This is a genomic window from Rhizobium sp. BK251 (assembly GCF_004345245.1).
Lineage (GTDB): Bacteria > Pseudomonadota > Alphaproteobacteria > Rhizobiales > Rhizobiaceae > Rhizobium.
Map to the genome: position 1 here is coordinate 480,057 of NZ_SLUQ01000002.1, position 26,030 is coordinate 506,086.

General features: G+C 61.2%; 23 protein-coding genes and 1 pseudogene. 11 read left to right on the plus strand and 13 right to left on the minus strand.

What is annotated here, in order from left to right; genetic code table 11:
* Window positions 1-214: 214 nt before the first annotated feature.
* On the plus strand, window positions 215-2,080 hold the full coding sequence (locus EV286_RS06210) for a tetratricopeptide repeat protein (RefSeq protein ID WP_132956332.1): 1,866 nt from the start codon (window positions 215-217) through the stop codon (window positions 2,078-2,080).
* 33 nt (window positions 2,081-2,113) lie between these two features.
* Here EV286_RS06210 and EV286_RS06215 read toward each other — a convergent pair whose 3' ends face one another.
* Window positions 2,114-3,919 carry a sensor domain-containing diguanylate cyclase gene (locus tag EV286_RS06215; RefSeq protein WP_132956136.1) on the minus strand — a complete coding sequence of 602 codons (1,806 nt, stop codon included), beginning with the start codon at window positions 3,917-3,919 and terminating at the stop codon, window positions 2,114-2,116.
* Between the two features lie 128 nt (window positions 3,920-4,047).
* Window positions 4,048-4,539: a hypothetical protein gene (locus tag EV286_RS06220; protein ID WP_132956137.1), complete on the minus strand. Its 492-nt coding sequence runs from the start codon at window positions 4,537-4,539 to the stop codon at window positions 4,048-4,050.
* 39 nt (window positions 4,540-4,578) lie between these two features.
* On the opposite strand from EV286_RS06220, the gene EV286_RS06225 reads away from it, so the two are divergent.
* Window positions 4,579-4,854 carry a hypothetical protein gene (locus EV286_RS06225; protein ID WP_132956138.1) on the plus strand — a complete coding sequence of 92 codons (276 nt, stop codon included), beginning with the start codon at window positions 4,579-4,581 and terminating at the stop codon, window positions 4,852-4,854.
* 193 nt (window positions 4,855-5,047) lie between these two features.
* Here the strand turns inward: EV286_RS06225 and EV286_RS06230 are convergent, their stop codons facing one another.
* Window positions 5,048-6,058 (minus strand): LacI family DNA-binding transcriptional regulator, encoded by a 1,011-nt coding sequence (locus EV286_RS06230; RefSeq protein WP_132956139.1) that lies wholly within the window; start codon window positions 6,056-6,058, stop codon window positions 5,048-5,050.
* A gap of 216 nt (window positions 6,059-6,274) precedes the next feature.
* Between EV286_RS06230 and EV286_RS06235 the strand changes: the two genes are divergently transcribed.
* The 5 genes from EV286_RS06235 to yghU all read left to right on the plus strand — a co-directional run bounded on the left by EV286_RS06235 (window position 6,275) and on the right by yghU (window position 11,781).
* Window positions 6,275-7,876 (plus strand): sugar ABC transporter ATP-binding protein, encoded by a 1,602-nt coding sequence (locus EV286_RS06235; protein ID WP_132956140.1) that lies wholly within the window; start codon window positions 6,275-6,277, stop codon window positions 7,874-7,876.
* On the plus strand, window positions 7,873-9,198 hold the full coding sequence (locus EV286_RS06240; protein ID WP_132956141.1) for an ABC transporter permease: 1,326 nt from the start codon (window positions 7,873-7,875) through the stop codon (window positions 9,196-9,198). The genes EV286_RS06235 and EV286_RS06240 overlap by 4 nt, the downstream gene beginning before the upstream one ends.
* Complete coding sequence (locus tag EV286_RS06245; RefSeq protein ID WP_132956142.1) at window positions 9,185-10,153, plus strand: substrate-binding domain-containing protein; 969 nt, start codon at window positions 9,185-9,187, stop codon at window positions 10,151-10,153. The genes EV286_RS06240 and EV286_RS06245 overlap by 14 nt, the downstream gene beginning before the upstream one ends.
* A 177-nt stretch (window positions 10,154-10,330) precedes the next feature.
* On the plus strand, window positions 10,331-10,729 hold the full coding sequence (locus EV286_RS06250) for a VOC family protein (protein ID WP_132956143.1): 399 nt from the start codon (window positions 10,331-10,333) through the stop codon (window positions 10,727-10,729).
* Between the two features lie 155 nt (window positions 10,730-10,884).
* The gene (yghU, locus tag EV286_RS06255) at window positions 10,885-11,781 is read left to right on the plus strand and encodes a glutathione-dependent disulfide-bond oxidoreductase (protein ID WP_132956144.1); all 897 of its coding nucleotides are present in this window, start codon (window positions 10,885-10,887) and stop codon (window positions 11,779-11,781) included.
* A 570-nt stretch (window positions 11,782-12,351) separates the two neighbouring features.
* Here yghU and EV286_RS06260 read toward each other — a convergent pair.
* On the minus strand, window positions 12,352-13,176 hold the full coding sequence (locus EV286_RS06260; RefSeq protein ID WP_132956145.1) for a fumarylacetoacetate hydrolase family protein: 825 nt from the start codon (window positions 13,174-13,176) through the stop codon (window positions 12,352-12,354).
* A 354-nt stretch (window positions 13,177-13,530) separates the two neighbouring features.
* Between EV286_RS06260 and EV286_RS06265 the strand changes: the two genes are divergently transcribed.
* A complete protein-coding gene (locus EV286_RS06265; RefSeq protein ID WP_165932793.1) occupies window positions 13,531-14,463 on the plus strand; it encodes an AraC family transcriptional regulator in 933 nt (310 codons plus the stop codon).
* A gap of 4 nt (window positions 14,464-14,467) precedes the next feature.
* On the opposite strand, the pseudogene EV286_RS32410 reads toward EV286_RS06265, so the two are convergent.
* The 4 genes and pseudogenes from EV286_RS32410 to EV286_RS06285 all read right to left on the minus strand — a co-directional run.
* Window positions 14,468-14,632 (minus strand): annotated as a pseudogene (locus EV286_RS32410) (exodeoxyribonuclease III); the annotation flags it as partial.
* 348 nt (window positions 14,633-14,980) lie between these two features.
* Window positions 14,981-16,873, minus strand: a complete 1,893-nt coding sequence (locus tag EV286_RS06275) for an adenylate/guanylate cyclase domain-containing protein (RefSeq protein ID WP_132956148.1) — start codon at window positions 16,871-16,873, stop codon at window positions 14,981-14,983.
* Between the two features lie 171 nt (window positions 16,874-17,044).
* Window positions 17,045-17,623 carry a GNAT family N-acetyltransferase gene (locus tag EV286_RS06280; protein WP_132956149.1) on the minus strand — a complete coding sequence of 193 codons (579 nt, stop codon included), beginning with the start codon at window positions 17,621-17,623 and terminating at the stop codon, window positions 17,045-17,047.
* A 35-nt stretch (window positions 17,624-17,658) separates the two neighbouring features.
* Window positions 17,659-18,639: an SDR family oxidoreductase gene (locus EV286_RS06285; RefSeq protein WP_132956150.1), complete on the minus strand. Its 981-nt coding sequence runs from the start codon at window positions 18,637-18,639 to the stop codon at window positions 17,659-17,661.
* 354 nt (window positions 18,640-18,993) lie between these two features.
* On the opposite strand from EV286_RS06285, the gene EV286_RS06290 reads away from it, so the two are divergent.
* The 3 genes from EV286_RS06290 (at window position 18,994) to EV286_RS06300 (ending at window position 21,357) form a co-directional block, all read left to right on the plus strand.
* Window positions 18,994-20,028, plus strand: coding sequence for a sterol desaturase family protein (locus EV286_RS06290; RefSeq protein ID WP_132956151.1), 1,035 nt, complete (start codon window positions 18,994-18,996; stop codon window positions 20,026-20,028).
* Window positions 20,025-20,336 (plus strand): MocE family 2Fe-2S type ferredoxin, encoded by a 312-nt coding sequence (locus EV286_RS06295; protein ID WP_132956152.1) that lies wholly within the window; start codon window positions 20,025-20,027, stop codon window positions 20,334-20,336. Before EV286_RS06290 ends, EV286_RS06295 begins: the two co-directional genes overlap by 4 nt.
* A gap of 76 nt (window positions 20,337-20,412) precedes the next feature.
* Window positions 20,413-21,357: a sugar ABC transporter substrate-binding protein gene (locus tag EV286_RS06300; RefSeq protein ID WP_132956153.1), complete on the plus strand. Its 945-nt coding sequence runs from the start codon at window positions 20,413-20,415 to the stop codon at window positions 21,355-21,357.
* A 113-nt stretch (window positions 21,358-21,470) separates the two neighbouring features.
* Here EV286_RS06300 and EV286_RS06305 read toward each other — a convergent pair whose 3' ends face one another.
* The 5 genes from EV286_RS06305 to EV286_RS06325 are packed head-to-tail and all read right to left on the minus strand — an operon-like array spanning window position 21,471 to window position 26,024.
* Window positions 21,471-22,328, minus strand: a complete 858-nt coding sequence (locus EV286_RS06305) for a transporter substrate-binding domain-containing protein (RefSeq protein ID WP_132956154.1) — start codon at window positions 22,326-22,328, stop codon at window positions 21,471-21,473.
* 36 nt (window positions 22,329-22,364) lie between these two features.
* Window positions 22,365-23,147: an ATP-binding cassette domain-containing protein gene (locus tag EV286_RS06310; protein WP_132956155.1), complete on the minus strand. Its 783-nt coding sequence runs from the start codon at window positions 23,145-23,147 to the stop codon at window positions 22,365-22,367.
* On the minus strand, window positions 23,144-23,884 hold the full coding sequence (locus EV286_RS06315) for an ABC transporter permease (protein ID WP_132956156.1): 741 nt from the start codon (window positions 23,882-23,884) through the stop codon (window positions 23,144-23,146). Before EV286_RS06315 ends, EV286_RS06310 begins: the two co-directional genes overlap by 4 nt.
* Window positions 23,884-24,603 carry an ABC transporter permease gene (locus tag EV286_RS06320; protein ID WP_132956157.1) on the minus strand — a complete coding sequence of 240 codons (720 nt, stop codon included), beginning with the start codon at window positions 24,601-24,603 and terminating at the stop codon, window positions 23,884-23,886. The genes EV286_RS06315 and EV286_RS06320 overlap by 1 nt, the downstream gene beginning before the upstream one ends.
* Entirely contained in the window at window positions 24,600-26,024 is a 1,425-nt protein-coding gene (locus EV286_RS06325; RefSeq protein ID WP_207909752.1) for a M20 family metallopeptidase, read from the minus strand. Before EV286_RS06325 ends, EV286_RS06320 begins: the two co-directional genes overlap by 4 nt.
* Between the last annotated feature and the right edge of the window lie 6 nt (window positions 26,025-26,030).

The window sequence follows — 26,030 nt, forward strand, 5'->3', positions numbered from 1 at the left end:
CCGCGGTGCGGTCACCCGCGTGTGGGGCTGGCGACGGAGAGAACCCGGATTTTGCGCAGCACCTCCCGCCGGATCGCTTGTCAGTTCACGCAGTTGTGAGCCGGGTTGATAGCCGCATCCCTCTTAGTAGGTCTAATGTGCTGCCTGTGCTGCCTGACATCAAATGCCCGTAATGCCAGCTCTGTGCCCTGACCCCTTCTCCGGGAGACCGATGATGGAACGCAAGCTTGCCGCGATCATGGCCGGTGACATTGTCGGCTACAGTCTGCTGATGGCTGAAAACGAGGCGTCCACATATGCGGATCTGCGCAAGGTGTTCGATGATCTGGTCGAGCCCACGATTGTGCGGCACGGCGGCCGTACTTTCAAAACGACCGGGGACGGCTTCCTTGTGATGTTTCCAAGCGTCAATGAGGCCGTTGATGCCGGCCTTGCCATCCAGCGAGGTTTCGACAAAGGGCCCTTCAAACTGCGTATAGGCATCAATCTCGGCGACGTCATCGAGGACAATGGCGATATGTATGGCGATGGCGTCAACGTCGCCGCCCGTCTTGAAGCCATGACCGAACCGGGTCAGATATTCGTCAGCGGTGCCGTGGTGATGGCGGCAGACCGCAATCGCGCCAATATCTTCGCTCGCGTGGGCCGCCGGCGTGCAAAGAACATTCCGGAGCTTCTCGACGTCTACCGCGTGCGCCGCACGGATTCGCCGTTGTCAGCCTGGGGGAGACTGCCACGCGTTCTTCGCGGCACTCGCTGGTCTTACGGTGTCGCTGCCGTAGCACTCATTCTCATCGGCACTCAAATCCAGCCGCTTCCGCTGGCGGCAATGGTCAGCCTCATTCCGGCCGCGCTCTCCGTGGACCAGACTCGCGCGGACCCGAGGCCGTCGGTTGCAGTCATGCCGTTCGCCGCCATGAGCGACGGGGGAGACCAGCCATACTTTGCCGACGGATTGACGGAGGATGTGACCACAGCGCTCGCCCGAAACTCGGAACTTCAGGTGATCGCGCGCGACTCCACCTACGCGGTGCGCGGGCAGGATAGCGATGTGCGAGAGCTGGGGGCGAAGCTGGGGGTTTCCTACCTGGTCGAAGGCAGTGCCCGGCGCGAGGGTGATCGGCTCCGCGTCTCGGCGCAACTGATTGACGTCAGGACGGGCACGCATCTTTGGTCGCGCAGTTTCGACAGGCAGGTTGCGGATGTCTTTGCCGTCCAAAGCGAACTGACAACGGAAATCGTCGCCCAACTCGCGCCATATATCAGGAAGAGTGAAGCAGCCGCCGCTGCACAGCGCCCGACAGACAATCCGAAGGCCTATGATCTTGTGCTGCAGGCTCGCGATCGTTACCGACACGGCGCCGACGATGCCAAGAGCCTTCAGGAGGCACGCACCCTTTATCAGCGCGCGCTGGAGATGGACCCGGCCTATGCCGCCGCTCGTGCGGGCCTGGCGCTGACCTACATCGCTGAAGTGGCGCAGCGGCCAGACGGCCAAACCGGCGGACATGAACTGGATACCGGTCTCAGTGAAGCGCGCCAGGCCGTGCGCCTCGATCCCAATCTCGCGCTCGGTTATCAGGTGGTCAGCTTCGGACTGGCCGTCCAGGCGGAGTATGCCGGCGCGCTGCAGGCCGCAAAACGCGCGGTAGAACTCAACCCGAACGATCCGGACAGCATGATGGCGCTGGCGAAGGCCCAGGTTCGGTTCGGTCAATATGCGGATGCCGTTGACAACGCCGAGCGGGCGCGTCGCCTTCACCCCATGGCGCCGGAGTACTATTCCTATGTGCATGGTCAGGCTCTTTACGCCGCGGACCGTCGAGACGAGGCGGCCGCCGTCATCTCGGAGTGTCTTCTGAGGGCGCCTCGGGACGCCAACTGCCTGCTGATACAGACGGCCCTGCAGAGTGGAAGCGGAAAGATAGAAGCGGCACAGCTGACCATGGCGAACCTGATCGCGGCGCATCCGAGTTTTTCCCTCGAAAGGGAGCGCGCTTATCGCAGGTTCGGCGACCGGCCGCTGATGGACCGGTTCCTGGATGAGCTGGCGCGTGCCAAGGCTCCGGAAACCGCCTGATCTTCCGTCCTCGTCCACACGTCGGGGGAACGTTCAGCCGGCGAGCAACCGTCCGCTTCCGGACCCATCTGCCCAGTCTGCGACCGTAGCATTCCTGCCACGCGACTTCGCCCGCAGGAGAGCGGCGTCCGCCCGCAGCATCAGGGTAGCAGGCGGCTCGCCGTCCGCCGTCGACGCCAGACCGATCGAGACCGTCACGGTACCCAACGGGCGACCGAGGTAGTTGATAGGGGCCTTTTCGATCGCACGTCGAATAGCTTCCGCCAAATTGGATGTCGCGTCCTTGTCGACACTCCGCATGATGACGGCGAACTCCTCACCGCCGAAGCGGTGAACGATCCCGGCGCGGCCGACGACGTCCGTCATGATTGCAGCCACCTGCCTCATGACGAAGTCTCCAGCGTCATGGCCGAATTCGTCATTGAAGTGCTTGAAGTGGTCGATGTCGATCATCATCAGGGCAGCAGGGAGATCGGTGTCCTCCCGTCGCAGCCGGTTCAGATTCTCGTCGAGAGAGCGTCTGTTCAGCAGTCCAGTCAACGGGTCCTTGACCGCGAGGTTGGTCAAGCGGTCTCTCAGTTGAAGGTTGGCGATCGCCAGTGCGAGGTTCTCCGCGATGAGTTCGATGTAGACGCGCGCCTCGATGAGCTCGGCACCGTCACGCTCACCTTCGAAGTAGAGCATGCCGACGGTGTCGCCGTGGGCGGCGAGGGGGATGCACAGGCTCTCCTCATGGCCGCTCTCGTCCAGATGCTGACACGCAACGTCATCGTGACGGTCGCCGCTCAGATGCGGACGGCCCCGGCGCAGTCCCCAGCATTGAACGGAGGGGAATTCCTGCGTCGAACGAACGGGCGCTCCCCATGTGCTTGTCGTGGTGAGCGCGTTGCGACCGTCGTTCATCACAAGCAGATGTCCGCCCAGGCGGGGGAAGATCTGCGATGCGTAGAGCGACACGACAGGGCCGAGCTCGGCCTCTTCGTGACAGGCCTGAAGCCGATGCATCAGCTGGAGGATCAGATCCTTTATATGCTGATCCTTCCGGCGCTCTGCGTCCAGGCGTTCACGCTCGAGGCCATTGTCGCGGAAGACCTGGATCGCCTCGTTCATGTCGCCGATCTCGTCGCGACGGGCGTCGGTCAGGACCTCGACGTCGTAGTCCTGCTTTGCCAGCCTCTGGACGATGCCGCTCATCTGGAGGAGGGGCCGCGCGACACGCCGCTTGAGGACGAAGTAGAGAACACTCAGGAAGACAAGCGCCGTCAGGACCAGAAGCGATTTTGCGATTGCTCCCCACAGATCGGCTTTCGCCTTTGCCTCACGGAGCTCGTCCTGTGTTCTCGTCGCAACGAGGTCCGCGAAATGGGCAACGCTTGCCAGCAGGCCGGTCTGGGCGTCCTCGTGTTCGGGTGAGAACAGCGCCGCGCGGGCCTTGTCGGCTTCACCACCCTCGAAATCCTTGACGGCCTGCTCCTCGAGCGCATCAAGCAGTTCGGCGTCTGTTTCGATCTCACGTAGAGCAGCGATCTCCTGTGCAGTGAGTTTCACTGCCTTGAGCTGCTTGACGGTCTGCTCCCTTGTCCGTTCTTCCGCGTCGGCGGCTTGGAATGCCCTCAGAAACCGCTCCTCACCCTTCATCACATAGAGGCGCGCGTCTTCGGTCGTCTGTTCGGCGGCCCTTTCGAGGCGCTCGACGACATCGTCAAGTTTCCAGGCGGCTTCTGCGGCGTCACGTTCCCGGTCGGCGCTCTGGGCCGCGATGATGAAGGCACCGCCGGACAACAGCGTCAGGGCGACCGTTATGCCGTATGCCCAGTTGGTGATAGTGCTAATCCGCATCGGACTACCTCTCGCAGCTATCGGTTATATGCCTCGAAACTCATACGACTAGTGATAAGCGGTTTCGATAAACGTGGCTTTAACAATTGCGCGTCGGGAGAGCTGCCGCTCGACGCCTGAAACACGGCTCAGTGGTCAGGACAGTCGGCCGCGGTGCCCTTAGCTTCATCGATGGCTTTCGCCAGCAACGCACGCCCAGTGCAACAATCGTCGAAACAGCTTGTGTGCGATCGGGGACGCCGGGTGTCGGAGTAAAGGGGGCGGAGACCGTCGACTGGGTTGGGGATGTTGCCATGACATTCTCCTTCGAAAAGGAACGTTGCGAGGGCAATCGTGTTCCAGCTCTCAAACTCGCCATCGGCTATGCGCTTTTCGCTGCTGACGCGGCCAGGTGGGATGATGAGGCCGTCGGATTCCTCTGCGGAAATCATGGGAAGCAGGGACCGGGTTGCCGCATCGACGCACAGCGGTTCACGTCGTCTCGGGCTCGCGGCCTTGCGCCATGCACTATGCTGGCCTTCTGAATTAGCATGGGTGATCGGTTGCGACCTCAGATTGGTGCGGCCATATGAGCTGTTGAAAATATCCACCCAACAGTTTGCGCCCATCGCCGCGTCCATCGGCCGTCCGGCACCGCGTGCGCACCAGAAGGAGATCACATGTCCAACACGCCACAGACCCTCTCAGGTATGACGCATGAAGAACGGGTCAATTTTGCCGATATCGTCGTCGAGAGCCTCGAAGCATTCGCAGAGGAGGCTGAAGGGGCAGGTGATGCCAAGTTTGCCGCGAATTCGCTTGCGATCGCATGCACCATCCGGGGCTGCGGTGACTTATCCGGAGGCAATCTTCGCGCAGCCGAACTTCTCTTGGAGCAAGGCATCGTGATGATGAATGCCTACAAGAATCGTGAGACTTACACCCAGGTCAACTGATTTGCCCGGCGAATGCCGCGCGGACCGCTCTTGGCACCGAAGCTCCTCCGCGTAAGCGTCGAGGAGCTTTTTTTGTTTCTGCTTCACATTGGAATATCAACCGGACCGGAACGCGGCGGAGGGGTAGAACAGGGGTCTTCGGCCCGCTTCGAGAATTTCGAACTCGGTCCACTTATCTCGGATCGCTTTACAACTACCTTGCTTCAGGCGCAGAGAAAGGTCGGCAGGACGCGCGGATCGTCAGGCGGCCCGCGAGCACGATCTGCCGTGGAGGCCGGTCCGAGCGATCGGCAAGGCGGTCGAGGATGAGCTGGGCTGCGTGTTCGCCAATGGCCTGTACCGGCTGGGCGATGGTCGTCAGATTCGGCTGGAAGACATCCGCCCACGGAAAATCGTCGAAGCTCGACACGGAGATGTCGTCCGGGCAACGCAGCCCCATGTCTCGGATCGCCTTCATTACGCCGATGACCATCAGGTTGTTCGCCGAGAAGATGGCGCTTGGCCGTTCCGGCATCACGAGCAGCTGCATGGCGGCATTGTAGGCGTCCTTCTCGCGAAAATTTCCAATGCGCACCAATGCGTCGTCGTGCTGGATGCCGGCATTCTCCAGCGCGCCGCAATAGCCGGCCAGCCGACCAAGGCCGGTAGAGGTGTCGAGCGAACCCGAGATGTAACCGATCCGCCGATGGCCGAGACCGACGAGATAGTCGATCGCGTCCTGCACGGCGCGTTGGTTGTCGAGCACGACGGCATCCGCCGCAATGCCGTGGCTGATGCGATCGATCAGCACGGTCGGGATGCCGGCGCGCTGGAGCACGCGCTCGAGGGCATGGTCGTTGCCGGCCGGCGCAATGATCAGTCCGTCCACCATCCTGTCCAAGAGAAGCGAGATCTGCTCCTCCTGCTGCTCGGGGTCTTCATCTGTGCAGCAAAGCATCACGGCGTAGCCCGCCCGATGCAGCACGTCCTGGATTACTGCGACGACATCAGTGAAGAAGGGGTTGGTAATATCTGCGATGACGAGCCCGATCGTCTTGGTGGCGCCCGTCTTGAGGCTGCGGGCAACGGCGTTGCGTTTATAGCCGATGGCCGCAATCGCGTTCTCGATCCTGCCACGCAATTCGGAACTGACCGGCGCGGTGCCGTTAACGGCTGCCGAGACCGTGGCGACCGACACCCCTGCCGTCGCAGCAACGTCCAGCATGGTCGGCTGGGATTTTCGTCCTTTGGAGGAAATCCGGTCCATAATTCAAAACGTTTAGATCGATAGCCTGTCGAAGATGTTACGAGAATGGCAAGTTCTTAGCAAGATCAAAGCGTTGCGACGGGGCTGATCCCTTGACATATTCGAAACGTTTAGATTAGCTTCTACTGTCGCTTACAGCCGCGAGACAAAGATGGAAGGGAGGCCGTCATTGTCATGCAGGAAGAAGTGAACCATTCACCTTCGCGCGCCGACGGGCCACCTCCGTCCACCGCGCCCGTGCTGGAAGCGGTCGACATCTCGAAGTCGTTCGGTGGAATTGCTGCGCTCAATCACGTCAAGTTCGATCTGTTTGCCGGAGAGATCCACTCGCTGATGGGAGAGAACGGCGCCGGCAAATCGACCCTGGTGAAAATCCTCTCCGGCGTCTACGCCGACTACGACGGCGCGATCATCATCGACCAAGCTCCGGTTCGCTTCGCAACGGTGCGCGACGCAGAGATCGCCGGCGTGGCCATCATCCACCAGGAACTCAATCTCGTTCCCGAACTGTCGATCGCCGACAATATCTTTCTCGGAAGGGAGCCCTTGATCGCCGGGCTGTTTGTCGATCGCCGGAGAAGTCTGAACGCCGCCCGGACCTTGCTCTCGCGGCTCGGTATCGACCTTGATCCCGAAGCACGGGTTTCGTCGCTCAGGATCGGCGAACAGCAGCTCGTCGAGATCGCAAAGGCGCTGTCGCTCGACACCCGGATGCTCATCATGGACGAGCCGACATCGGCGCTGTCGCCAAACGAATGCAAGCGGCTTTTTGCCATCATGCGCCAGCTTGCGTCCGAGGGCGTGGGCATCATCTATATCTCGCACCGGATCGACGAGGTGATGCAACTCAGCGATCGCGTCACCGTGTTCCGGGACGGTCGACACGTCTGGACCAGGCCGAAGTCGGAGATCGACGAGGACATGGTCATCGCCGCCATGGTTGGCCGCAATCTCAGCCGTGTCGAGACCTTCAGGCACGAAGCGACCGCTGTCGGCGGTGTCGTGCTGTCGGTGCGGGATCTTTCATTGTCCGTGGCCAACCGGCACGGCTGGAAACAGGTGCTGACCGGCGTCAATTTCGATGTCGCCCGGGGAGAGATCCTGGGCATCGGCGGCCTGCTCGGGGCAGGGCGCACGGAGATCCTGCAGGCGATCACGGGTGCCACCAATGGTGAGGCCGGCGGTGAGATCCTGATAGACGGGCAGGCGGTCACGATCCGCTCGCCGGCAGACGCCCGCCGGCTTGGCATTGCCTTCGTCACCGAGGACCGCAAGACGCAAGGGCTGCACCTGCACGATACGATCACGGACAACGTCGCGCTGCCGCTCGTCAGCCGGCTGGCGCTCTTCGGCCTGCGCGACTTTGCGGCGGAAGCGGCGGTTGCCACCGACGCCATCAAGACGTTGGGCATTCGTGCCTCGGGCGTTGAACAGGTCGCGGCGACCCTGTCCGGCGGAAACCAGCAGAAGGTCGTGATCGGCAAATGCCTGGCGACGACCCCGCGCATCCTGCTGCTCGACGAGCCGACCCGCGGCATCGACGTGGGGGCAAAGAGCGACATCTACGACCTGATCTTCCGTCTGGCCGAAGAGGGTATGTCGATCGTCTTCGTGAGTTCGGAAATGCCGGAACTCCTGCATCTTTCGGACCGCATCCTTGTCATGTCCGAAGGGCGCCAGACCGGTATCCTGAACCGCGCGACGGCGACGGAGGAGCGGATCATGCAATTGGCGGCACCGCGATCCAGCATCAGGCACGAGAAGGCATCCGCATGACCGTCATAAAGCTTGTTTCCCGCACGAAACTCTACTGGGGCCTCATCGCGATTTTCCTGATCGGCGTCGCCTTGTCGCCAGTGACGTCATCTGGCAAGAACATATTCCTTTCCAGCGGCAACCTGCTCGACGTGCTGCGTCAGGTCTCGACGACGGGTCTTATCGCAACCGGCATGACAGCCGTCATCATCACCGGCGGCATCGACCTGTCGGTCGGTTCGCTGATGGCGATCTGCAGTGTCGTCTGCGCCATGTTGCTGACGGTTCAGGGGGACACGCCCGCCTTCCTGCTCGGGGTGCCGTCGGTGCTGCTCGCCGTGGTCGTCATCGGGGCTGCCGTGACACGGTTCATCTTTTCCAATCTCGAAAAGCGCAGCTCCGGCTTGGGGCACAGTCGCGACGTGACGCTGGACCGAACGCGAGGCATCTATGTCCCGGCGCTTGTCGCTATTGCGCTCTGCATCGTGCTGCTCTTCTATATCGTGCCGCAGCGCGAGAGCAAGTTCGGGGTGTTGGGTGTGCTGCTTGTCGTGCCGGCCGTTGGGCTTTTGTTTGGCGCCATCAACGGCATCATCATCGTTGTCGGCCGCCTGCAACCCTTCATCGTCACGCTGGCGATGATGGTGACCGCGCTCGGCATAGCCCGGCTGACGGCGGGGCAGAACAATGCGGTTCTGCCCGTCTATACCGGCTCCAACGCCACGGCCGATTTCGATATCCTCCGCTCGCTCGTCTTCGGCGTGATCCCCATGCCCGGTATCTTTTTCATCGTGGCGATCGTCATCTACGCGGTTGTCCTCAAGTTCACGCCGTTCGGACGTTTCGTCTATGCGATCGGCGGCAACGAGGAGGCGGCGCGGCTTTCGGGCATCGACAGCGGACGGGTCAAGATCGCCACCTATGCCGTCTCCGGCCTGCTCGCGGGCATTGCCGCGATCCTCTATGTCGCGCAGTATCGCCAAGGCAAGCCTGATGCCGGGGCCGGGCTGGAGCTCGACGCCATCGCGGCCGTGGTGATCGGCGGCACGAGCCTGATGGGAGGACGCGGCAGCCTTGCCGGAACCTTTTGCGGCGTGCTGATCTTCGGGCTGCTGTCGAATATTCTGCAGCTCCACAACATCAATTCCAACCTTCAGCTGGTGCTGAAGGGACTGATCATCATCGGCACCGTGCTCGTTCAGGAGCGCAATGCCCGCGATATTCTGGCGCGGTTGCGGCTGACATTGCCACGGCCCGCGAGATCGGAGGCATCCGGGGAGGAGCGTCCGCGCAAGGAGGCAATGTCTCTCAACACTGGAGGAAACGGAAATGAAACGTCGTGACATGCTGAAGCTCGCGGCCGTTACTGCCGCACTTTTCACCACCACATCCCTTTTCGCTGTGCATGACGCGCCGGCGCAAGACAAGAAGTGGCGTATCGGGTTCTCCCAGGCGACCACAATCGAGCCCTGGCGGGCGCAGTTCAACAAGGACATCATCGCGGAAGCAGCAAAGCATCCCGAAGTCGAGCTGATCATCACCGACGGTGAGGACAAGACCGAAAAGCAGGTGGCTGATGTCGAGAACCTGATCCGTCAGGAGGTCAATGCGCTGCTGATCTCGCCCAAGGAATCTGCCGGCCTCACCGGCGTCGTCCAGCAGGCGATCGATGCCAAGATCCCGGTCTTCGTGCTGGACCGCAACGTCGATACCGACAAATACGTGCAGTTCGTGGGCGGCGACAACAAGCTTATCGGTCGTGCGGCGGGCGAATATGCCGTCGAACTGCTCGGCGGACCGGGCAAGGCGAGCGGCAATATCGTTGAGATCTGGGGCGGCATGGGAACCCAGCCGGCGCATGACCGGCATGACGGCTTCCATGAATTCACCGACAAGGAGCCCGGCATCAAGAACCTGCTCGACCAGCAGTCAGGCGACTGGAAGCAGGACCAGGCCTACAACCTCATGGCCACCGCGCTGCGCAACAACGAGAAGATCGACCTCGTCTATGGCCACAACGATCCGATGGCCTACGGCGCCTACCTTGCCGCCAAGGATGCCGGCCGTGAGAAGGACATCAAGTTCATCGGTATCGATGCGCTGCCCGGAGAAGGCGTGACCTGGGTGAACAACGGCGAGCTCAGTGCGACCTTCCTCTATGCAACGCCGGGGGCGGAGGGCCTGCGCCAGGCGATCAAGTATCTCGGCGGCGAGAAAGTCGAAAAGAACGTCGTATTGCCGACCCTCAAGGTGACAAAGGAAAATGCCGGCCAAATCATGAAGGACAACGGCCTCTGACACCGCGCATGTCCTGACAATGAAAAGGGCCGGCTGTTTCAGCCGGCCCTTTGCGTTAGGATCTGCGCCGGCCGTCCGCCAAATCCGCAATGTGAGCGACGAGCTGGTGGACGCCGACGAGCGCGGCCGGTTTCCGCCGGACATCACGCAACCCGACGAGAAGAAAGATACCTGAGAATGCTGAAATCCTTCGAGCATATCGGCATGACGGTCAACGACATGGACCGCGCCATCGAATTCTATTGCACCCTTCTCGGTCTGCGCCTGCATCTGCGCAAGATGGCGGCCGACGGCTCTCACATCGCCTTTCTCGATGCCGGCGGCGGGATGCTGGAGATCTTCGCGCCCGCAAACGGGGCAGCCAGGGCCGTCGACGTTCCGGAGGGCACGTCCGGCCTCAGGCATCTGACCTTTCTCTTCGAGAACATCGACGAGACCTTCACGAAACTTGAAAAGGCCGGCGTCGAGATCAAGGAGCGACCGCGCCTTGCTGTCAACCGCGAGGTGCTGCACAAGGTCGCCTTCCTGCGGGATCCCGACGGTATTCTTATCGAGCTGGCAGAAAGACCGAAGTAGGAGCTTCAGTCGTGCACCGGTTGTGAATTCATGAGCCTTTGGATATTGTCCGTGGCAATACGGACAAAGTGACCTGAGAACAGACCCCTTCCTGCGAAGACGGCGTGGGCAGTCCCTTCGTCTATTGTTCATCCCCTGGATAAAGTCAGATTTTCATGACCGAGAAATCCCCTGCCAACAATTTCCCTGCCGGATACGAGCTTCCCGAGGTTTGGACCTGGGAGAAGGGAAATGGCGGCGAATTTGCCAACATCAACCGACCCATCGCCGGTCCCACGCATGAGAAGGAACTGCCCGTCGGCCGGCATCCTTTGCAGCTCTATTCGCTGGCGACGCCGAATGGCGTGAAGGTCGGGATCATGCTCGAAGAACTCTTGGCTGCCGGTCACGAAGGCGCCGAGTACGATGCCTGGCTGATCAGGATCGGGCAGGGTGAACAGTTCGGCTCCGGCTTCGTCGACGTCAATCCGAACTCGAAGATTCCAGCACTGATGGACCGCTCCACGCCGGTGCCGACGCGCGTTTTCGAAAGTGGTTCTATCCTCCTTTACCTTGCCAACAAGTTCGGGGCGTTTCTGCCCAGGGAGCACAGGGCGCATACGGAGACCATCAACTGGCTGTTTTGGCAGATGGCATCGGCTCCCTACCTCGGCGGCGGCTTTGGCCACTTCTACGCCTATGCGCCGATGCACATCAAATATGCTGTCGATCGCTTCTCGATGGAGGTGAAGCGCCACCTCGACGTTCTCGACCGTCACCTTGCCGACAACGAGTACATGGCCGGCAATGAATATACCATCGCAGACATGGCAATCTGGCCCTGGTATGGGGTTCTTGCCCAAGGCAAGGTCTATGGCGATGCCGGCACGTTCCTGGATGTCGCGAGCTACAGGAATGTCCAGCGCTGGACGGCTGAGATAGCCGCGCGTCCGGCGGTCCAACGCGGTCGCATGGTCAATCGCGTGACGGGTGATCCCTCCGAGCAGCTGCACGAGCGCCACGACGCCTCCGACTTCGATACGAAGACGCAAGACAAGATCGAAAGGACGTGACGAAACGCCCTGGAGCATTGCCGCTGCTCCCTTGCGCCTGCCCACGCACGAACCTCTGCTTCGAATTGGGCGCGGGATCCCTGCCTGCGTAGCCGGAGCTTGCCACAGCCTACCTGGGTGTAGGCTGCGTCTATCTCCTTGCGATCGGTGGCGAACTTTCCCGCAAACCCCAGCGGCGAATGGCCTTTGGGCTGGCAGAGCCAAATGCCATCGATTCCAACCCTGACCAGTCTGCTTCCCGCAATGGAGGCCGAACGTGCTCGTCGCAATCCAGACGGAGGCACTTCGTTCACGCCCCACCTTGCGAGGCTGGATGGGCACGGTGCGTATCCAACCGAGAAAAAAAGAAGCCCCGGCGGTGACTGCAAACGCGCCGGGGCAATGGTCGGCTATTTGGCGGAGCCGACCGGGGAATTCGGAGGTCGCGTGGACGATACGTTCAAACCGGCCAGGTTTCTACCGTTGATTTCTATGGATATTTGGTGATTTTGGAATGTCTCGGATTGCGGCGTCTGCATGCGGACGCTCGCGGTATGGTCACGCGACGATAATTGCGTTGCTCTGTTGCCTTCATCTCCGGATCTCGTGTCTCTGGGCGCCGAGGTCGGTGATGCCGCATTCCAGCACGTCGCCCACCGCCATGTAGCGGTTCTTGCCGAAGCCGACGCCGGGCGGCGTACCGGTCGCCAGGATGTCGCCGGGCAGCAAGGCCATGTGCGACGAGAAATAGGCGAGCATCTCGTGGACGCTGAAGAGCATGTCGCTGGTATTGCCGCGCTGCTCGTACTCTCCGTTCAGCCTGCTCCAGACGTCGAGCTTCATGCCGTCGATGCCGGTGGTCAGGTACGGCCCTATCGGCGAATAGCTGGGCCGCGACTTGGCGCGAACGAGATGCTGCTGGCCCTCTGCATCGACCTGTGTCGTGCGGTCGGAAATGTCGTTGATGCAGACATAGCCGAAGATGTAGTCGTCCGCTTCGGCCGCCGTGATATCCCGCGCCTCCCGCCCGACCACGATCGCCAACTCCGCCTCCCAGTCGAGCTTGACGCCCTGATTGGGGCCGCGAAAGATCGGGTCGAGCGGCCCAGTCAGCGAACTGATCGCCTTCAGGAACACTTCGGGTTCCGTGGGCGGCTTCATCTTGAATTCCTCGATGTGCTTCTTGTAGTTGAAGCCTGTTGCGGCGATCTGCCGAACGCCATTGATCGGCGCCAGGTAGGTGAAATCGCCGTTGACGGGGACGAGACGTGAGGTGTCGACTTCGGTCAAGGCGCCGCCGGCTATCGTGTCCGGGGTGATGTCCGACACGATCGGCCGCAGATCAAGGTGCACGTTGCCTTTCAAAATGACGGGAACGGCGCCCTGACCTGTCAGTACGCGGGCGAATTGCTGCATCCTATGCTCTCCATCGCTTGGTGTTATCGATTACCCCGGCGATAAGGCCGAGGGTATCAGACGGACGGAGCCATCGTCTCTTTGCAAACAACGGCGTTTGTCGTGAGAACAAGATATTCCGCCGCCATGGCGGGAGGGACATATGCCGGGACAGAGCCCGGATCACCGAATGTCCCTGGGTGCGATCGACCTGCCGTCAAAGGCTTGTCCGGAATGTGCCGGCGGCCTTGAAATCCCAACCGATCGGAACATTTCAAAGAGCTACATAGGTGCCATAAGAAGACGAAGGCAGCATGCGCAATTGAAAATATGACAGTAACGTCAATGACTTGAATGCCGTCTTTAGGTGGTGAAATGTCAGCATCATTGGAACCCGCTAACATCCCGCCTGTGGCGATGTTCAGCGCGCCCGGCCATGCGGATACGCTCTGGTCGGAAGTGAACGGAAGGGTTGACCGTTCACGGCAGATCATCTGGCCGGGAGGGCTGGCCGCCGCCCACAAGATCGAGAAGGCCTCGGGCGCAGCCGGAATTCGAACGCGGAGGCTCGAACTGCAATTCTCCTGGAACCGTGGCCGCGCAGACGCCACAGCGCAGTGCGGGCGACTTCTTCGGAGATACGAAAACAGATCACGTTACGGTCTCATTCTGCCGGCTGGCTCCGAAGTCGAATTCAATATCCAGGAAAAATCCAACTACAGGTTCGTCAGCATAGAGTTTGACATGTCCTATGTCCTCAAGGTGGCCGAGCTTCAGCATATCCAGGGCATGGAGGTCGCCGAGACCTGGGAGCACGAGCACCCGCTGCCGTGGCACCTGGCCGAGGCGATCTACCACGAGTGCCAGAACGACGGACGTCAGGGGCTGCTCTATTCGGAGTCTGCGATCACGCTCCTGGCGCTGCACGTCGTCGGAACGCTCTCCAATCGCAGGAGCGTGCCCAGGTTCTTCGAACGCGGTGGACTGTCACCGGCGGTGCTGAGCCGCGTTTGCGAGTATATGGCAAGTCGCCTTGCCGACGATATCACGCTTTCCGAGGTGGCGAAGATCGGTGGTCTGTCCAATGGTCATTTCTCATTTGCCTTCAAGCGATCGACAGGGATTGCACCGCATGCCTGGCTGCGCCGGCAGAGAATCGATCGGGCAAAGACGCTGCTTCACGACGGTCACCTGAGCGTGGCCGAGATCGCCGCCACAGTCGGCTTCGCCAATCAGAGTGCGTTCGGCGTCGCCTTCCGGCGCGAGACGGGACAGACGCCGACAGCCTGGCGTCGCCTGCACTCCTGAACACGATCTCTTTTCTGGGAAACGTGGCGTCTCCGGTCTTGAGCTCCTGAAGGCAAACGAGGCCCTTCTTCGGCCATTGCAGAAGGATGTCCAGCTGACTGTTGATGCGACTCGGTTCGATAGCTACCCTTCGGAAAGCCGAAGCAAGCCCTCCGGCGACGGACGCCATGCAGCGCGTGCGATTGAATGAGCATGTTCCCACGACAACCGCACCATGCGCACTTCCCGAAAGGGGTTGGAAACTATGCTTGCAGAAAAGAAGATCGCTGAATCCCTTGACCCGGTGGACCTTGCCTTGGCTTGGCACGATGGAGATGCGCGAGCGACGATCGAGACGCTTCTCCGGGACTGTGGTCATTTGCGCACCCAGCTTGAGACCGCGAGCCTCTTTCTTAGCCGTGGCATCACGCGCGGCTGGATGCCCGAGACTGACCGGGACGCAAGCAAGCGATAGCACACGGCCTAGATTGTCCGCCGATCCAGCAGCGCCCGCCGGTCAGATCGGGTTCCATCTCGGTCAGTCGCCATCCGGACGACGCTGCTGGGCGATGTCGAGCAAGGCCTCGAATCTGGAATCTTGGCGCAGCGACGCCAAATCGTCGTCGTGCCGTGCCCATGCTGCCATGCGTGGGTGCATGCGTTGCAGGGCTTTGGCAAGCAAATCCAGCGCCTCATCCCGGGCTCCAAGCCGGGCGTATACGCAGGCGACGCTATACAGGACCTGAGTGTCGTCCGGATCGAGCCACAATGCTCTCTCCGCCCATTCCTTTGCGCGTGCCAGATCTCCCAAGAAAGTCAGCGCCATGGCTCCGTAGCAAGCGGCATGCACGTTGTCGGGGTGACGCTCCAGCTCACGTTCTGCAAGCTCGAAGCTGCGGCGCTCCGCCAGAAGTGCGTCGCCTTCACGCCCCAGAGCATGGTATTCTTGGGCTAATTCGCCTATCGCCTGGAAGTCGTCCGGAGCGACTTCGACAGCGCGCTCGTAGTGTTTGGCAGCTTCTTCGTGGTTGCCCTGCAACACGCAGCTTCGCGCGTAGAAATAGTGGCCTTCATACAAGCCCGGATCAAGGCGAATTGCCCGTTCGAACTCAGATGAGGCAAGCTCATATTCTTCGCTAAGCGAAAGCGCGAGACCGCGGGAGGCGTGCGCTTCAGCCAGCTCCGGATCGAGGTCCAGGGCTTTGCTGCTGGCCGCAATTATACGTTCAAGCGACATCTCGCTATACATGATCCAGCAGAACGCGTCGCAATCGGCGACGCCCGCATAGGCCTGAGCATAGTCGGGATCGAGCTCGATCGCCCTCTGGAACATCCGGCGGGCAAGCTCGTACGACTTGGTGGAGTGACGGCTGAGGTACTGACGCCCCCGCAGATAGAACTGATAGGCCTCGATGTTCGCAGTCCTGATCCTGCGGATCGCCTGACTTTCCTGCGGAAGGAGCCGCACCTTCAGGGCAGCCACTATGCTGTGGGCGATTTCATCCTGGATTGCGAAGATGTCGGTCAGGTCGCGATCATAGCGGTCGGCCCAGAGCTGCATTCCGTCCCTGGTGTTGATGAGCTGTGCGCTGATACGGACGCGATTTCCGACTTTTCGAACGTTTCCTTCCAGAATCGTTGCGACGTTGAACCGTTTGCCGACCTCTCCGGCGGTGACAGACTTGCCCTTGTAGGTGAAGACCGAGTTTCGGGCGACCACCGAGAGACCGGAGACCTGCGACAGGTCGGTGATGATGTCGCCGGTGATGCCGTCGGCGAAGTAGTCCTGCTCGGGATCGCCGCCCAGACAGCTGAATGGGAGCACCGCGATCGATGGTTTTTCGCGTACGGAACACTCAGGAGCGGTCGCCTCGGCTGCCGTGGCGTGAGTTGCCGCAGGAGGCCCAAGCACGACGTGATAGACCCGAACCGGACGCGAGATGTTCCTCAGGGTCTGTTCGCCGGCGTCCTCGAAAACGATGTCCAGCCGGTTGCCGACATGCTCGCGAACCGACGCTGAGACGGAAATGCCCCCGGGACTGGCGATACTTTCCAGACGCGCAGCTACATTTACGCCGTCGCCGTAGATGTCGTTCCCGTCAACAATGATATCGCCGACGTTGATGCCCATTCGGAACTCGATCCGCCGTTTCTCCGGCACGCCGGCATTGCGCTCCCGCATCCTGTTTTGAATCTCGGCAGCGCAGGCGACCGCATTGACCACGCTCGTAAACTCTACCAGCATGCCGTCTCCGATCAGCTTGACAATGCGGCCCTGGTGCTCGGAGATCCTGGCGTCGACCAATTCGGCGCGATGGGCTTTGAGCGCAGCCAACGTAGCAGCCTCGTCAACGCCCATGAGACGGCTGTAACCGACCACATCGATTGCCAGGATCGCAGAAAGCCGCCGTTGGACGCGTTCCTCGGCCATTGGTCTGATTGCTTTCGGAAAAATGCAGGTACCGCAGATTGTACTAGGGCTCTGCAGGGGAGTCCATCGCAAGGCGAGGACGCCGGGATCGGGGAACAGGTCGAGCTTTGCTGGCGCTCCATCGGGTCATGGCCCGATAGTCGGAAAGGGATTTAGCGGTGATCCAGTAGACTAAAGCGGCTTAATCAGAAGCACCCAGTGCTCTGTATCGGTTTCCCAGCCTTCCTTCACACAGGGGAGGGCTGCGACTTCCTCATAGCCATGTCGCTCGTATAGTCGTCTTGCGCCTGCATTGTTGCTGGCGACGATGACGCTCATCCGCGGCAGCTTCTCATCCCGGGCTATTTGTTCTGCCAGATCGAGCAGGCGTGAACCAAGTCCTTGGCCTCGGTACTCGGGATAGCAGGCCAGCACGTTGACATACCAGCTTTCGAGGGCCTTGTTCTCCAGTTCTTGAAGCGGCCGAAACAGGGCGGGGAAGTCATCGCCAATTGGGTTGGGCTCTGAGCCGATCGGATAGCCAGTCAGACTGGCCACGGCACCGTCGCCAAAGTCCACGACCACGATTTGGCCTTCGCGCACCCTTTCTATTTGCCGAGCGCGGCCAATCTCCCAGGGATTCTGACCGTCCTTTGCAAGTCCCTCCCAAATGTACAGAGGCATACCCTCACCAGCAAAGTTGACGAGGTCAGCCAATTCCTTCGCATCTGCTTCGCTCGCAAATCGTAGCGGTGGCTCAAGCTTGATCATTTGCGTCTCCGGGACGTCCAGGGCTGACAATTTCTCTAGCCGAGAGCGCTTTGCGCAGCGCAGATCCTGTCGATCAGAGCATCGAGTTCACCCCTTGGCGGACGATTTTTGGCGAGGCGCTGCTTCAGGTGCATGATCGATTCAGCCAGGATTTCATCCAGGCTCTCGGCGCAGGTGAAGTCGCCTGCTACGCGCTTGACCTTCGAATTGTCGAAGATCGCGCTCCAGGCTTTGTCGCCGATCAGCGGGCCGACCCAATCCGGATTGTATTTGATCAGGGTATCCGTCGGCACATGTACGATCTTGGCCTCTACGCCCAGCAATCTGGCGATCGTCTTTTGGATATCGTTCCAGATGTGGGCGCGATCGGAGGTGATATGGAAAATCTCGCCAAGCGCCGCCTCCTTGCCGAAAAGGCCGACGAAAGGCACTGCGAGATCGACCGAGCGGGTCAGTGTCCAGGGCGTATGCCCATCGCCCGCCACGATAATGGGCTCGCCATCCAGCATGCGTCTGGCCACGACGTCGCTGTCGCCCACCATGATGGGCAGGCCAGTGCGAACGGTGTGGCTCGGGCGGACGATCGTCCAGGCCAGATCCTTGCACGTCTTGAGCAACTCCTCGCAGGCAATCTTCGCCTGGCTGTAGGGCCAGTACGGATTGATCGCGGGTGTCTCCTCGGTAATCACATAGTGGCGAGGCGGCTTTTCATAGACCGAGGCCGAAGAGATGAAAATGTACTGGCCGCAATTGCCCGTAAACAGCTCGATGTCGCGCGCAATCTGATCAGGCGTGAAGGCGATGAACTGGCATACGACGTCGTAATTGGCCTTGGCGAGATCCGCATAGGCCGCCGATCCAAGTTCGCCGACGATCGAGGTCACCCCCGCAGGCAACGGGTCGCCTCTCAAGCCGCGGTTGTAGATGCTGACATGATGACCCTGGGCAACGGCACGCTCGACGCATGGAAAAGAGATTTGGCCGGTTCCGCCAATGAAAAGGACTTTCAAAGCCATGTAAGAAACCTCGGTGTCTAATGGGCGCGATCTATTCACTCTTCATAACGCGAAAGAACCTGATCGTCCTCCCGTAAATCTTGTGTACCCATGATTGTGCCGTGGGCATACATCTTCTGCCAGTGGAAGGTTCCTTCTGCGAGGGAGCAGCGGCTCGATGCCGTTGCGGACCACGGTTTGATCTATTTTGATCAAATGAGCTTTCGGCGCATGGGAGATCTCCTGCTATTTTCGAAGTCAGGAGGAGAGCGGGCGCTTCGAAGGGGCGGTCCGGACGAAGGCGCCCTGGCACTCTCCATTCATCGGGGAAATAGCGTGGGTTCGAATGCTCTGCATCGACCGAAGGAGAGCGCCATGGACGATCTGAAGTATGGAACGCGCAACAAGCGCGGAGACTGGGCGCCGAACCAGCCAGTTGCGTACGCGCCGCTTTTTCTGTTTCCGCCGCGGCTGATCGCGGTCCTGAAATGGTTGCCCCACTATTTTCTTCCGTGGAACCTGATCTTCGCGGCGTCGGCAGTCGCGTACTGGGCATGGGTTATTCCGCCGGTCGAGACAATGCGAACGCTCGGGATCGGCTGGGTCGCCTGGCTCTATGCTGTCAATGCAGTCTGCGTGTTTCTCTTCTACGGCGCCTTCGAACTTCATCTCTATGTGCTGAAGCGGCAGGACAATCGCTTCAAGTACAACGGAAAGTTCCCGGCGGACCAGAAGAGCAAGGCGTTCTGGTTCGAGAGCCAGAACATCGACAACATCCTGCGGACCTTCCTGTCCGGCGTGACGATCTGGACCGCGGTCGAGGTGGCGATGCTCTGGGCCTACGCCAACGGCTATGCGCCCTGGCTCGGCTTTGCAGAGAACCCGTGGACACTGGCAATCGTTGCCCTCGTCGTGCCGGTTATCCACGAATTCCACTTCTTTTGCATTCACAGGCTCATCCACACGCCGCTGCTCTACAAATGGGTACATTCGGTCCACCACAATTCGGTGAATCCTTCGCCATGGTCATCGCTCTCGATGCATCCGGTCGAGCACCTGCTGTACTTTGGAACGGCCTTCTATCACCTGATTTTGCCGTCCAACCCCGTCATCATGCTCTATCAGCTTCACTATGCGGGCTTCGGTGCGATCCCCGGCCATGTGGGTTTCGACAAGGTCGAGGTCGGCGAGGACAAGCTGGTCGACAGCCACGCCTATGCTCATTACCTGCACCACAAGTATTTCGAGGTGAACTACGGCGACGCGCTGATCCCGCTCGATAAGTGGTTCGGTACGTGGCACGACGGCTCAGCGGAAGGCGAGGCGCAGATGCAAGAACGCTATCGCAGGCGGAAGGAAAAGCTCGCAGCCCAAAAAGCTCGCGCTGAAGTGCGGGGGGCTGCCGAATGACCTGGGTATCGGCCTGTAAGCTCGATGACATCGAAGAGGAAGGCGCCATTCGCTTCGACCACGGCGGTCGCACTTATGCGATCTACCGGGCGCCGGACGACAGCGTCTACTGCACCGCGGGCCTTTGCACACACGAGGCGGTCCATCTCGCGGAGGGATTGGTCATGGATTTCGAAGTGGAGTGTCCCAAGCATTCCGGCGCCTACGACTACCGCACGGGCGAGGCGCTCAGGCTCCCCGCTTGTGAGAATCTGAAGACCTATCCGGCCGAAGTGATCGACGGAGAAGTCCGCGTCGCCCTCGGCTAGGGCAACGCAGCAGCAGCGGGCCAGGAGGGCCTCCGGAATGCGAGCGGGTGGACCGGCACCCATTTGGGAGGATGACATGAGATCTCTGTGCCTGGCGGCCGTTGCGGCCGCCTTGATGGGAAGTGCTGCCTCGGCCGCGACAATCGGCGTATCGATGCAGAGTTTCGACAACAATTTCCAGACGCTGCTTCGCGAGGGGCTCAGCGCCAGAGCGTCCGAGATGGATGGCGTCACCCTCCAGATCGAGGATGCGCAGACCGACGTCTCCAAGCAACTCAATCAGGTCAACAACTTCATCGCGGCCGGTGTCGACGCAATCATCGTGACACTCGCAGATACGTCGGCGGCTCCCGGCATTACCGAGGCGGCGGAGCGGGCAGGAATTCCACTCGTCTATCTCAATCTCGAACCGGACAACATCGCCCAACTGCCCAAGAACGAGGCCTATGTCGGTTCGAAGGAGACCGACTCCGGCAGGCTTGGCGCCGAGGCGGCCTGCGCGCTGTTGAAGGAAAAGGGAAATGCCGGTGATGCGCAGGCGTATATCCTGATGGGCGACCTGGCTCATCAGGCGTCGCGCGATCGCACCTCGTCCGTCAAGGAGACGCTGGCGGCAGGCGACTGCAAGGGCGTGACCATCGCCGACGAACAGTCGGCGGCGTGGACGCGCACGAACGCGATGGATCTCACCACAAACTGGATCACGGCCGGTCGCCCGATCGATGTGGTATTCGCCAACAACGACGAAATGGCGATCGGGGCAATCCAGGCGCTTAAAGCTGCAGGCGTATCGATGGGCGATGTGACCGTTGTCGGCATCGATGCGACGCAGGATGCCCTTGCCTCGATGGCGGCGGGTGATCTGGATGTGACGGTATTCCAGAACGCCAAGGGGCAGTCGGCCAATGCCGTCGATGCCGCCGTCGCGCTGGCGCAGGGCAAGAGCGTCGAAAAGGAAGTCTGGGTGCCTTTCGAACTCGTCACGCCCAAGAACATGACCGAGTACGCACACCAGAACTGATCCTCCCAGACAGCCCTCACGCCGCGTGAAGCGGGGCAACGACGAAGTACAGGCGGAAAAAGAAAAGCCCGGCTGCGGAAACGCGACCGGGCTTTTCTGGAGGGATCAGGCGGTCACTTGGGGGTGACGTCGAAGCCGAACCACTTTTCGGAGAGGGTCTTGATGGTGCCGTCGGCCTTGGCGGCGGCGATTGCGTCGTTGAACATCGCCTTCAGTTCGGTGTCGTCCTTGCGCAGGCCGACCGAGCTGCCGCGGCCGAGGAAGCCGCCCTGGAAGCGCGGGCCAGTCGTCGCCATGTCTTCGTTGCCCGGCTTCTGCGAAGCGGTCGTGAGGTAAGCCATGGATGCCATGACGAGGTCGACGCGGCCCGACTTCAGGTCGAGGTCGTGCTCTTCAGTCGTCTTGTACTCGCGAACGTCAACGACGCCCTTGAGATACTTGTCGACGAAAGCGGCGGCCGTCGAAGCGGTCTGGACGCCGATCGTCTTGCCCTGGAGCGCAGGCTTGATCTTGTCGATCTCGGAGATCGCGCCGGGTTCATCACTGGCGAGCGAGAAGACCTGGCCCTTTTCCGGCAGGTTGGCGAGATCACCCGACTTGGACGTGGCAAATGCCTGGCCGGTGGACCCGTAGGAATCGCTGAAGGCGATGACTTCCTCGCGCTTTGCCGTCGCGGACATGCCGGAGATGATGGCGTCGAACTTGCCGGCATTGAGCGCCGGGATCATGCCGTCGAAGTTCTGGACGACAACCTTGCACTCCACCTTCATATGGTCGCAGAGATATTTCGTCAGCTCGATCTCGTAGCCGTCGAGCGTGCCGTCCGGCTTGGTGAAGTTGTAGGGCTTGAACGCGCCTTCGGTGGCGATCGTAACCGTCGTCCACTTCTTGCCTTCCGCATGTGCGGTGGTTGCTGCAGCAAGCAGAGCAGTGGCGGACATTGCCGTCAGGATGCTCGAGAAAAATTTCATTGTAGGCTCCCCTTTTCTTGGTTTGGGCTGAAGTGATTATTTGCTGATGAACTGCCGGAAGCGCTCCGACGTCGAATTGGCAAAGAGGTCCTGCGGCTTGCCGTCTGCCTCGACGACGCCCTGGTGCAGGAAGACGACGCGGCTGGAGACGTCGCGCGCAAATCCCATCTCGTGCGTGACGACCAGCATGGTGCGGCCCTCCTCGGCAAGTGCGCGCATGACGCGGAGAACCTCGCCGACAAGCTCCGGATCGAGCGCCGATGTCGGCTCGTCGAACAGCATCACCCTCGGCCGCATCGCCAGCGCACGGGCGATCGCCGCGCGCTGCTGCTGGCCGCCGGACAGGTGGGCGGGATAGAAGTTGCGTTTCTCGGCGATGCCGACCTTGGCAAGCAGCGCTTCGGCCTCTTCGATGCATTCGGCGCGGTTGCGTCCCTGCACATGCACCGGTGCCTCGATGACGTTCTCCAGAACCGTCTTGTGGGACCAGAGATTGAAGCTCTGGAACACCATGCCGAGCTGGGAGCGGATGCGATCGACCTGCTTGCGGTCGGCCGGGCGGCTGCCGTTCCTGCCGTCCGACACCATGCGAATGGTTTCGCCGCCAACTGTGACTTCGCCGGAATTCGGCGTTTCCAGCAGATTGATGCAGCGCAGGAACGTCGACTTGCCGGAGCCGGACGAGCCAAGGATCGAAACGACATCGCCCTCATGCGCATCGAGCGAGATGCCCTTCAGCACCTCGACCGGCCCGAAGCTCTTGTGGAGATCCTTGACGCTGAGCGCGATCGGGGAAGGGGAGGCGTTCGCCGCAATCATCGGGCGTCTCCTTCAAGTGCTGCAGCGGCCGGGGCCGCCGAATAATGGGGAACGGGCTGGCGCAGATGCGGGCTCAGCCAATATTCGACGAGATGGACGAGGCGCGTCAGCAGGAAATTGATCGCGAGATAGATCGCACCGGCCACGATGAAGACCTCGATCGCGCGGTATGTCTCCGAGATGATCCGTGCTGCAACGCCCGTTACTTCCATCAGGGTGATGATCGAGGCAAGCGATGTCGCCTTGACCATCGAGATCATCTCGTTGCTGTATCCGGGCAGCGCCTGGCGGATTGCCAGGGGCAGGACGATGCGGCGGAACTGCATGAGGCGCGGCATACCGCAGGCGCGGGCCGCCTCGACCTGACCGAAAGGCACGGAGAGCAGCCCGCCGCGGATGATCTCGCTGGCATAGGCGGCCGTATTCATCGTCAGTGCAAGCACGGCACACCAATAGGGCTCGCGCAGGAGCGGCCAGAGGAAACTGTGGCGGATCGCGGGGAACTGGCCGAGACCGTAGTAGATCAGGAATATCTGGACGAGCAGCGGCGTGCCGCGGAAGACGAAGACGTAGGTGCGCGCTAACCATTCGAGCACGAAGATGCCGGAGAGCCGGGAAAGGGCGATGGCCAGGGCGAGGACCGCGCCGAGCGCGATGGAGGTCGCGGCGAGCTCCAGCGTCAGCGGGATCGCCGAGATGAGACTGGCGAATGTCTCGAGCAGAAATTGCCAATCCATCAGCCCCTCCTCACGCCACGGGAGAAGTGGCGTTCCGCACGCCGCAGAAAGAGCCCGGATCCGGTCGAGATGACGAGGTAGATGGCCCCGGCGATCAGATAGAAATCAAAGGGCAATCCGGTCGAACCTGCCGCGACCTGGGTCTGGCGCAGCAGCTCGGCGACGCCGGTGATCGATACGAGGGCCGATTCCTTGAGCACGACCTGCCAGACGTTTCCGAGACCCGGCAAGGCATGGCGAAGCGTCAGCGGTGCGATGATCCGGCGGAACCGCAGAGAGCGCCCCATGCCGCAAGCGATCGCGGCCTCGATCTCGCCGGCATGGACCGCCTTGAAGGCGCCGCGGAAGACCTCGGTGAACTGCGCGCCAGACGTCACGCCAACGGCAAGCGATCCGGCGAGAAACCCGGGAAAGCCGACGAAGCCCTCGGCACCGAAGAGCCTGCCCACGGCGGTCACCACCGCGCTGCCGCCGAAATAGAAGAGATAGATCACCAGCAGGTCGGGAATACCGCGCAGGACCGTCGTGTAGGCGTCTGCCGCGATGCGCAGCGCCCGTCCGCCGGAGATCTTGGCCCAGGCTCCGAAAGAGCCGATCACGGCACCGATCGAATAGCCGGCAAGAGCGATCAGAACCGTCATCCACGCGCCGGCAAGCAGCGCCTTGCCCCAACCATCGGGGCCGAAGCTTACAAGCTCGAGGATGCCGGGCTGGTTCATTGACCCTGCCTTTCGGGCAGCGGCGGCTGCACGTCATCGGGGATCGGATTGACGAAGGGCGTTCCATCGAGGCGAGCCTTGAGATCCGCCTTGGCCGCCTCGATGAGCGCCGGATCGCGGATAAGGTCGATGGCGGTGCTCGCCATCACCTTTGCCGCGTGCTCGGTTCCCTTGTGGGCAGCCGGAAGCTTGCCCTGCGCCACCAGTTGCCAGGAATGTCCCGGCGTGCCGATCGCATAGGTCGCGCCGCGCATCTGCACGGTGGGCACCACCCAGCTGACACTGCCGACGTCCGTGGACCCGACGATCGAGCTGTCGCCGGCGTAGAGCGGGAATATTTCCGCGCAAAGCGGCTGGTCCTTCTTCGGCTTTAGCCCGAACCGCGCATAGGAGGAGGCGATATCTTCGGCGCTCATGGTCTGCTGGAACTTGCGGGCGGTCTCGCGATCGGTTTCATCGAAGACGGGAGCTCCGAGGCGCTGCAGGTTGGCGAACATCGCCTCTTCCAGAACGGCATTGCCGACGAGGTTGGCATCGCCGGTGATCACTTCGCTGCGAACGGAGGTTTCCGTCATCAAAGCAGCGCCTTCGGCGACCTTCTTCACCCGATTGACCAGGGCGATCAGCTCCGGAAGATTGCGGGCGCGGATGAGATAACGCACCGTCGCACGCGCCTGCACCACGTTCGGTGCCGCACCGCCGGTATCCGTCACCGCATAGTGGACGCGCGCCGAGGAGGGCATGTGCTCGCGCATATAGTTCACGCCGACATTCATCAGTTCGACGGCGTCGAGTGCGCTGCGCCCGAGATGCGGCGTCGCCGAGGCATGTGAGGCCCGGCCGGTGAAGTGGAAGTTCAGCTCGTTGCAGGCAAGCGAGACGGGATTGTTGACGCCGGCAAAGGCAGCCGGATGCCATGAGATGGCGATATCGACATCGTCGAAGACGCCGGCGCGGACCATGAATCCTTTTGACGAGCCGCCTTCCTCTGCCGGGCAGCCATAGTAGCGCACGCGGCCCTTCATCCCGTTCTCGGCAAGGAAGTCCTTGACGGCTGCCGCGGCCAGCATGGAGCCCGCGCCGAGCATGTTGTGGCCGCAGCCATGGCCGTTGCCGTTCGTGACCGCTTCGCGCTTCTCGGCAAGACCGGCCTCCTGGCTCAGGCCGGGCAGGGCGTCGAATTCGCCGAGGATGGCGATGACCGGGCCGCCTTCGCCAGCTTCGCCCATGACGGCCGTGGGCAGGCCCGCGACGCCGCGCTCGACACGAAAGCCCTCGGCTTCCAGCTGGCGCGCATGTTCTTCGGCCGAGCGGTATTCCTCATAATTCGTCTCCGGCATATCCCAGATGCGGTCGCTGAGCGCAAAGAAGGCCTCGCGCTTGGCTTCGACGATATCCCACACGGCGTCCGAGTTTTTCATGGCTTT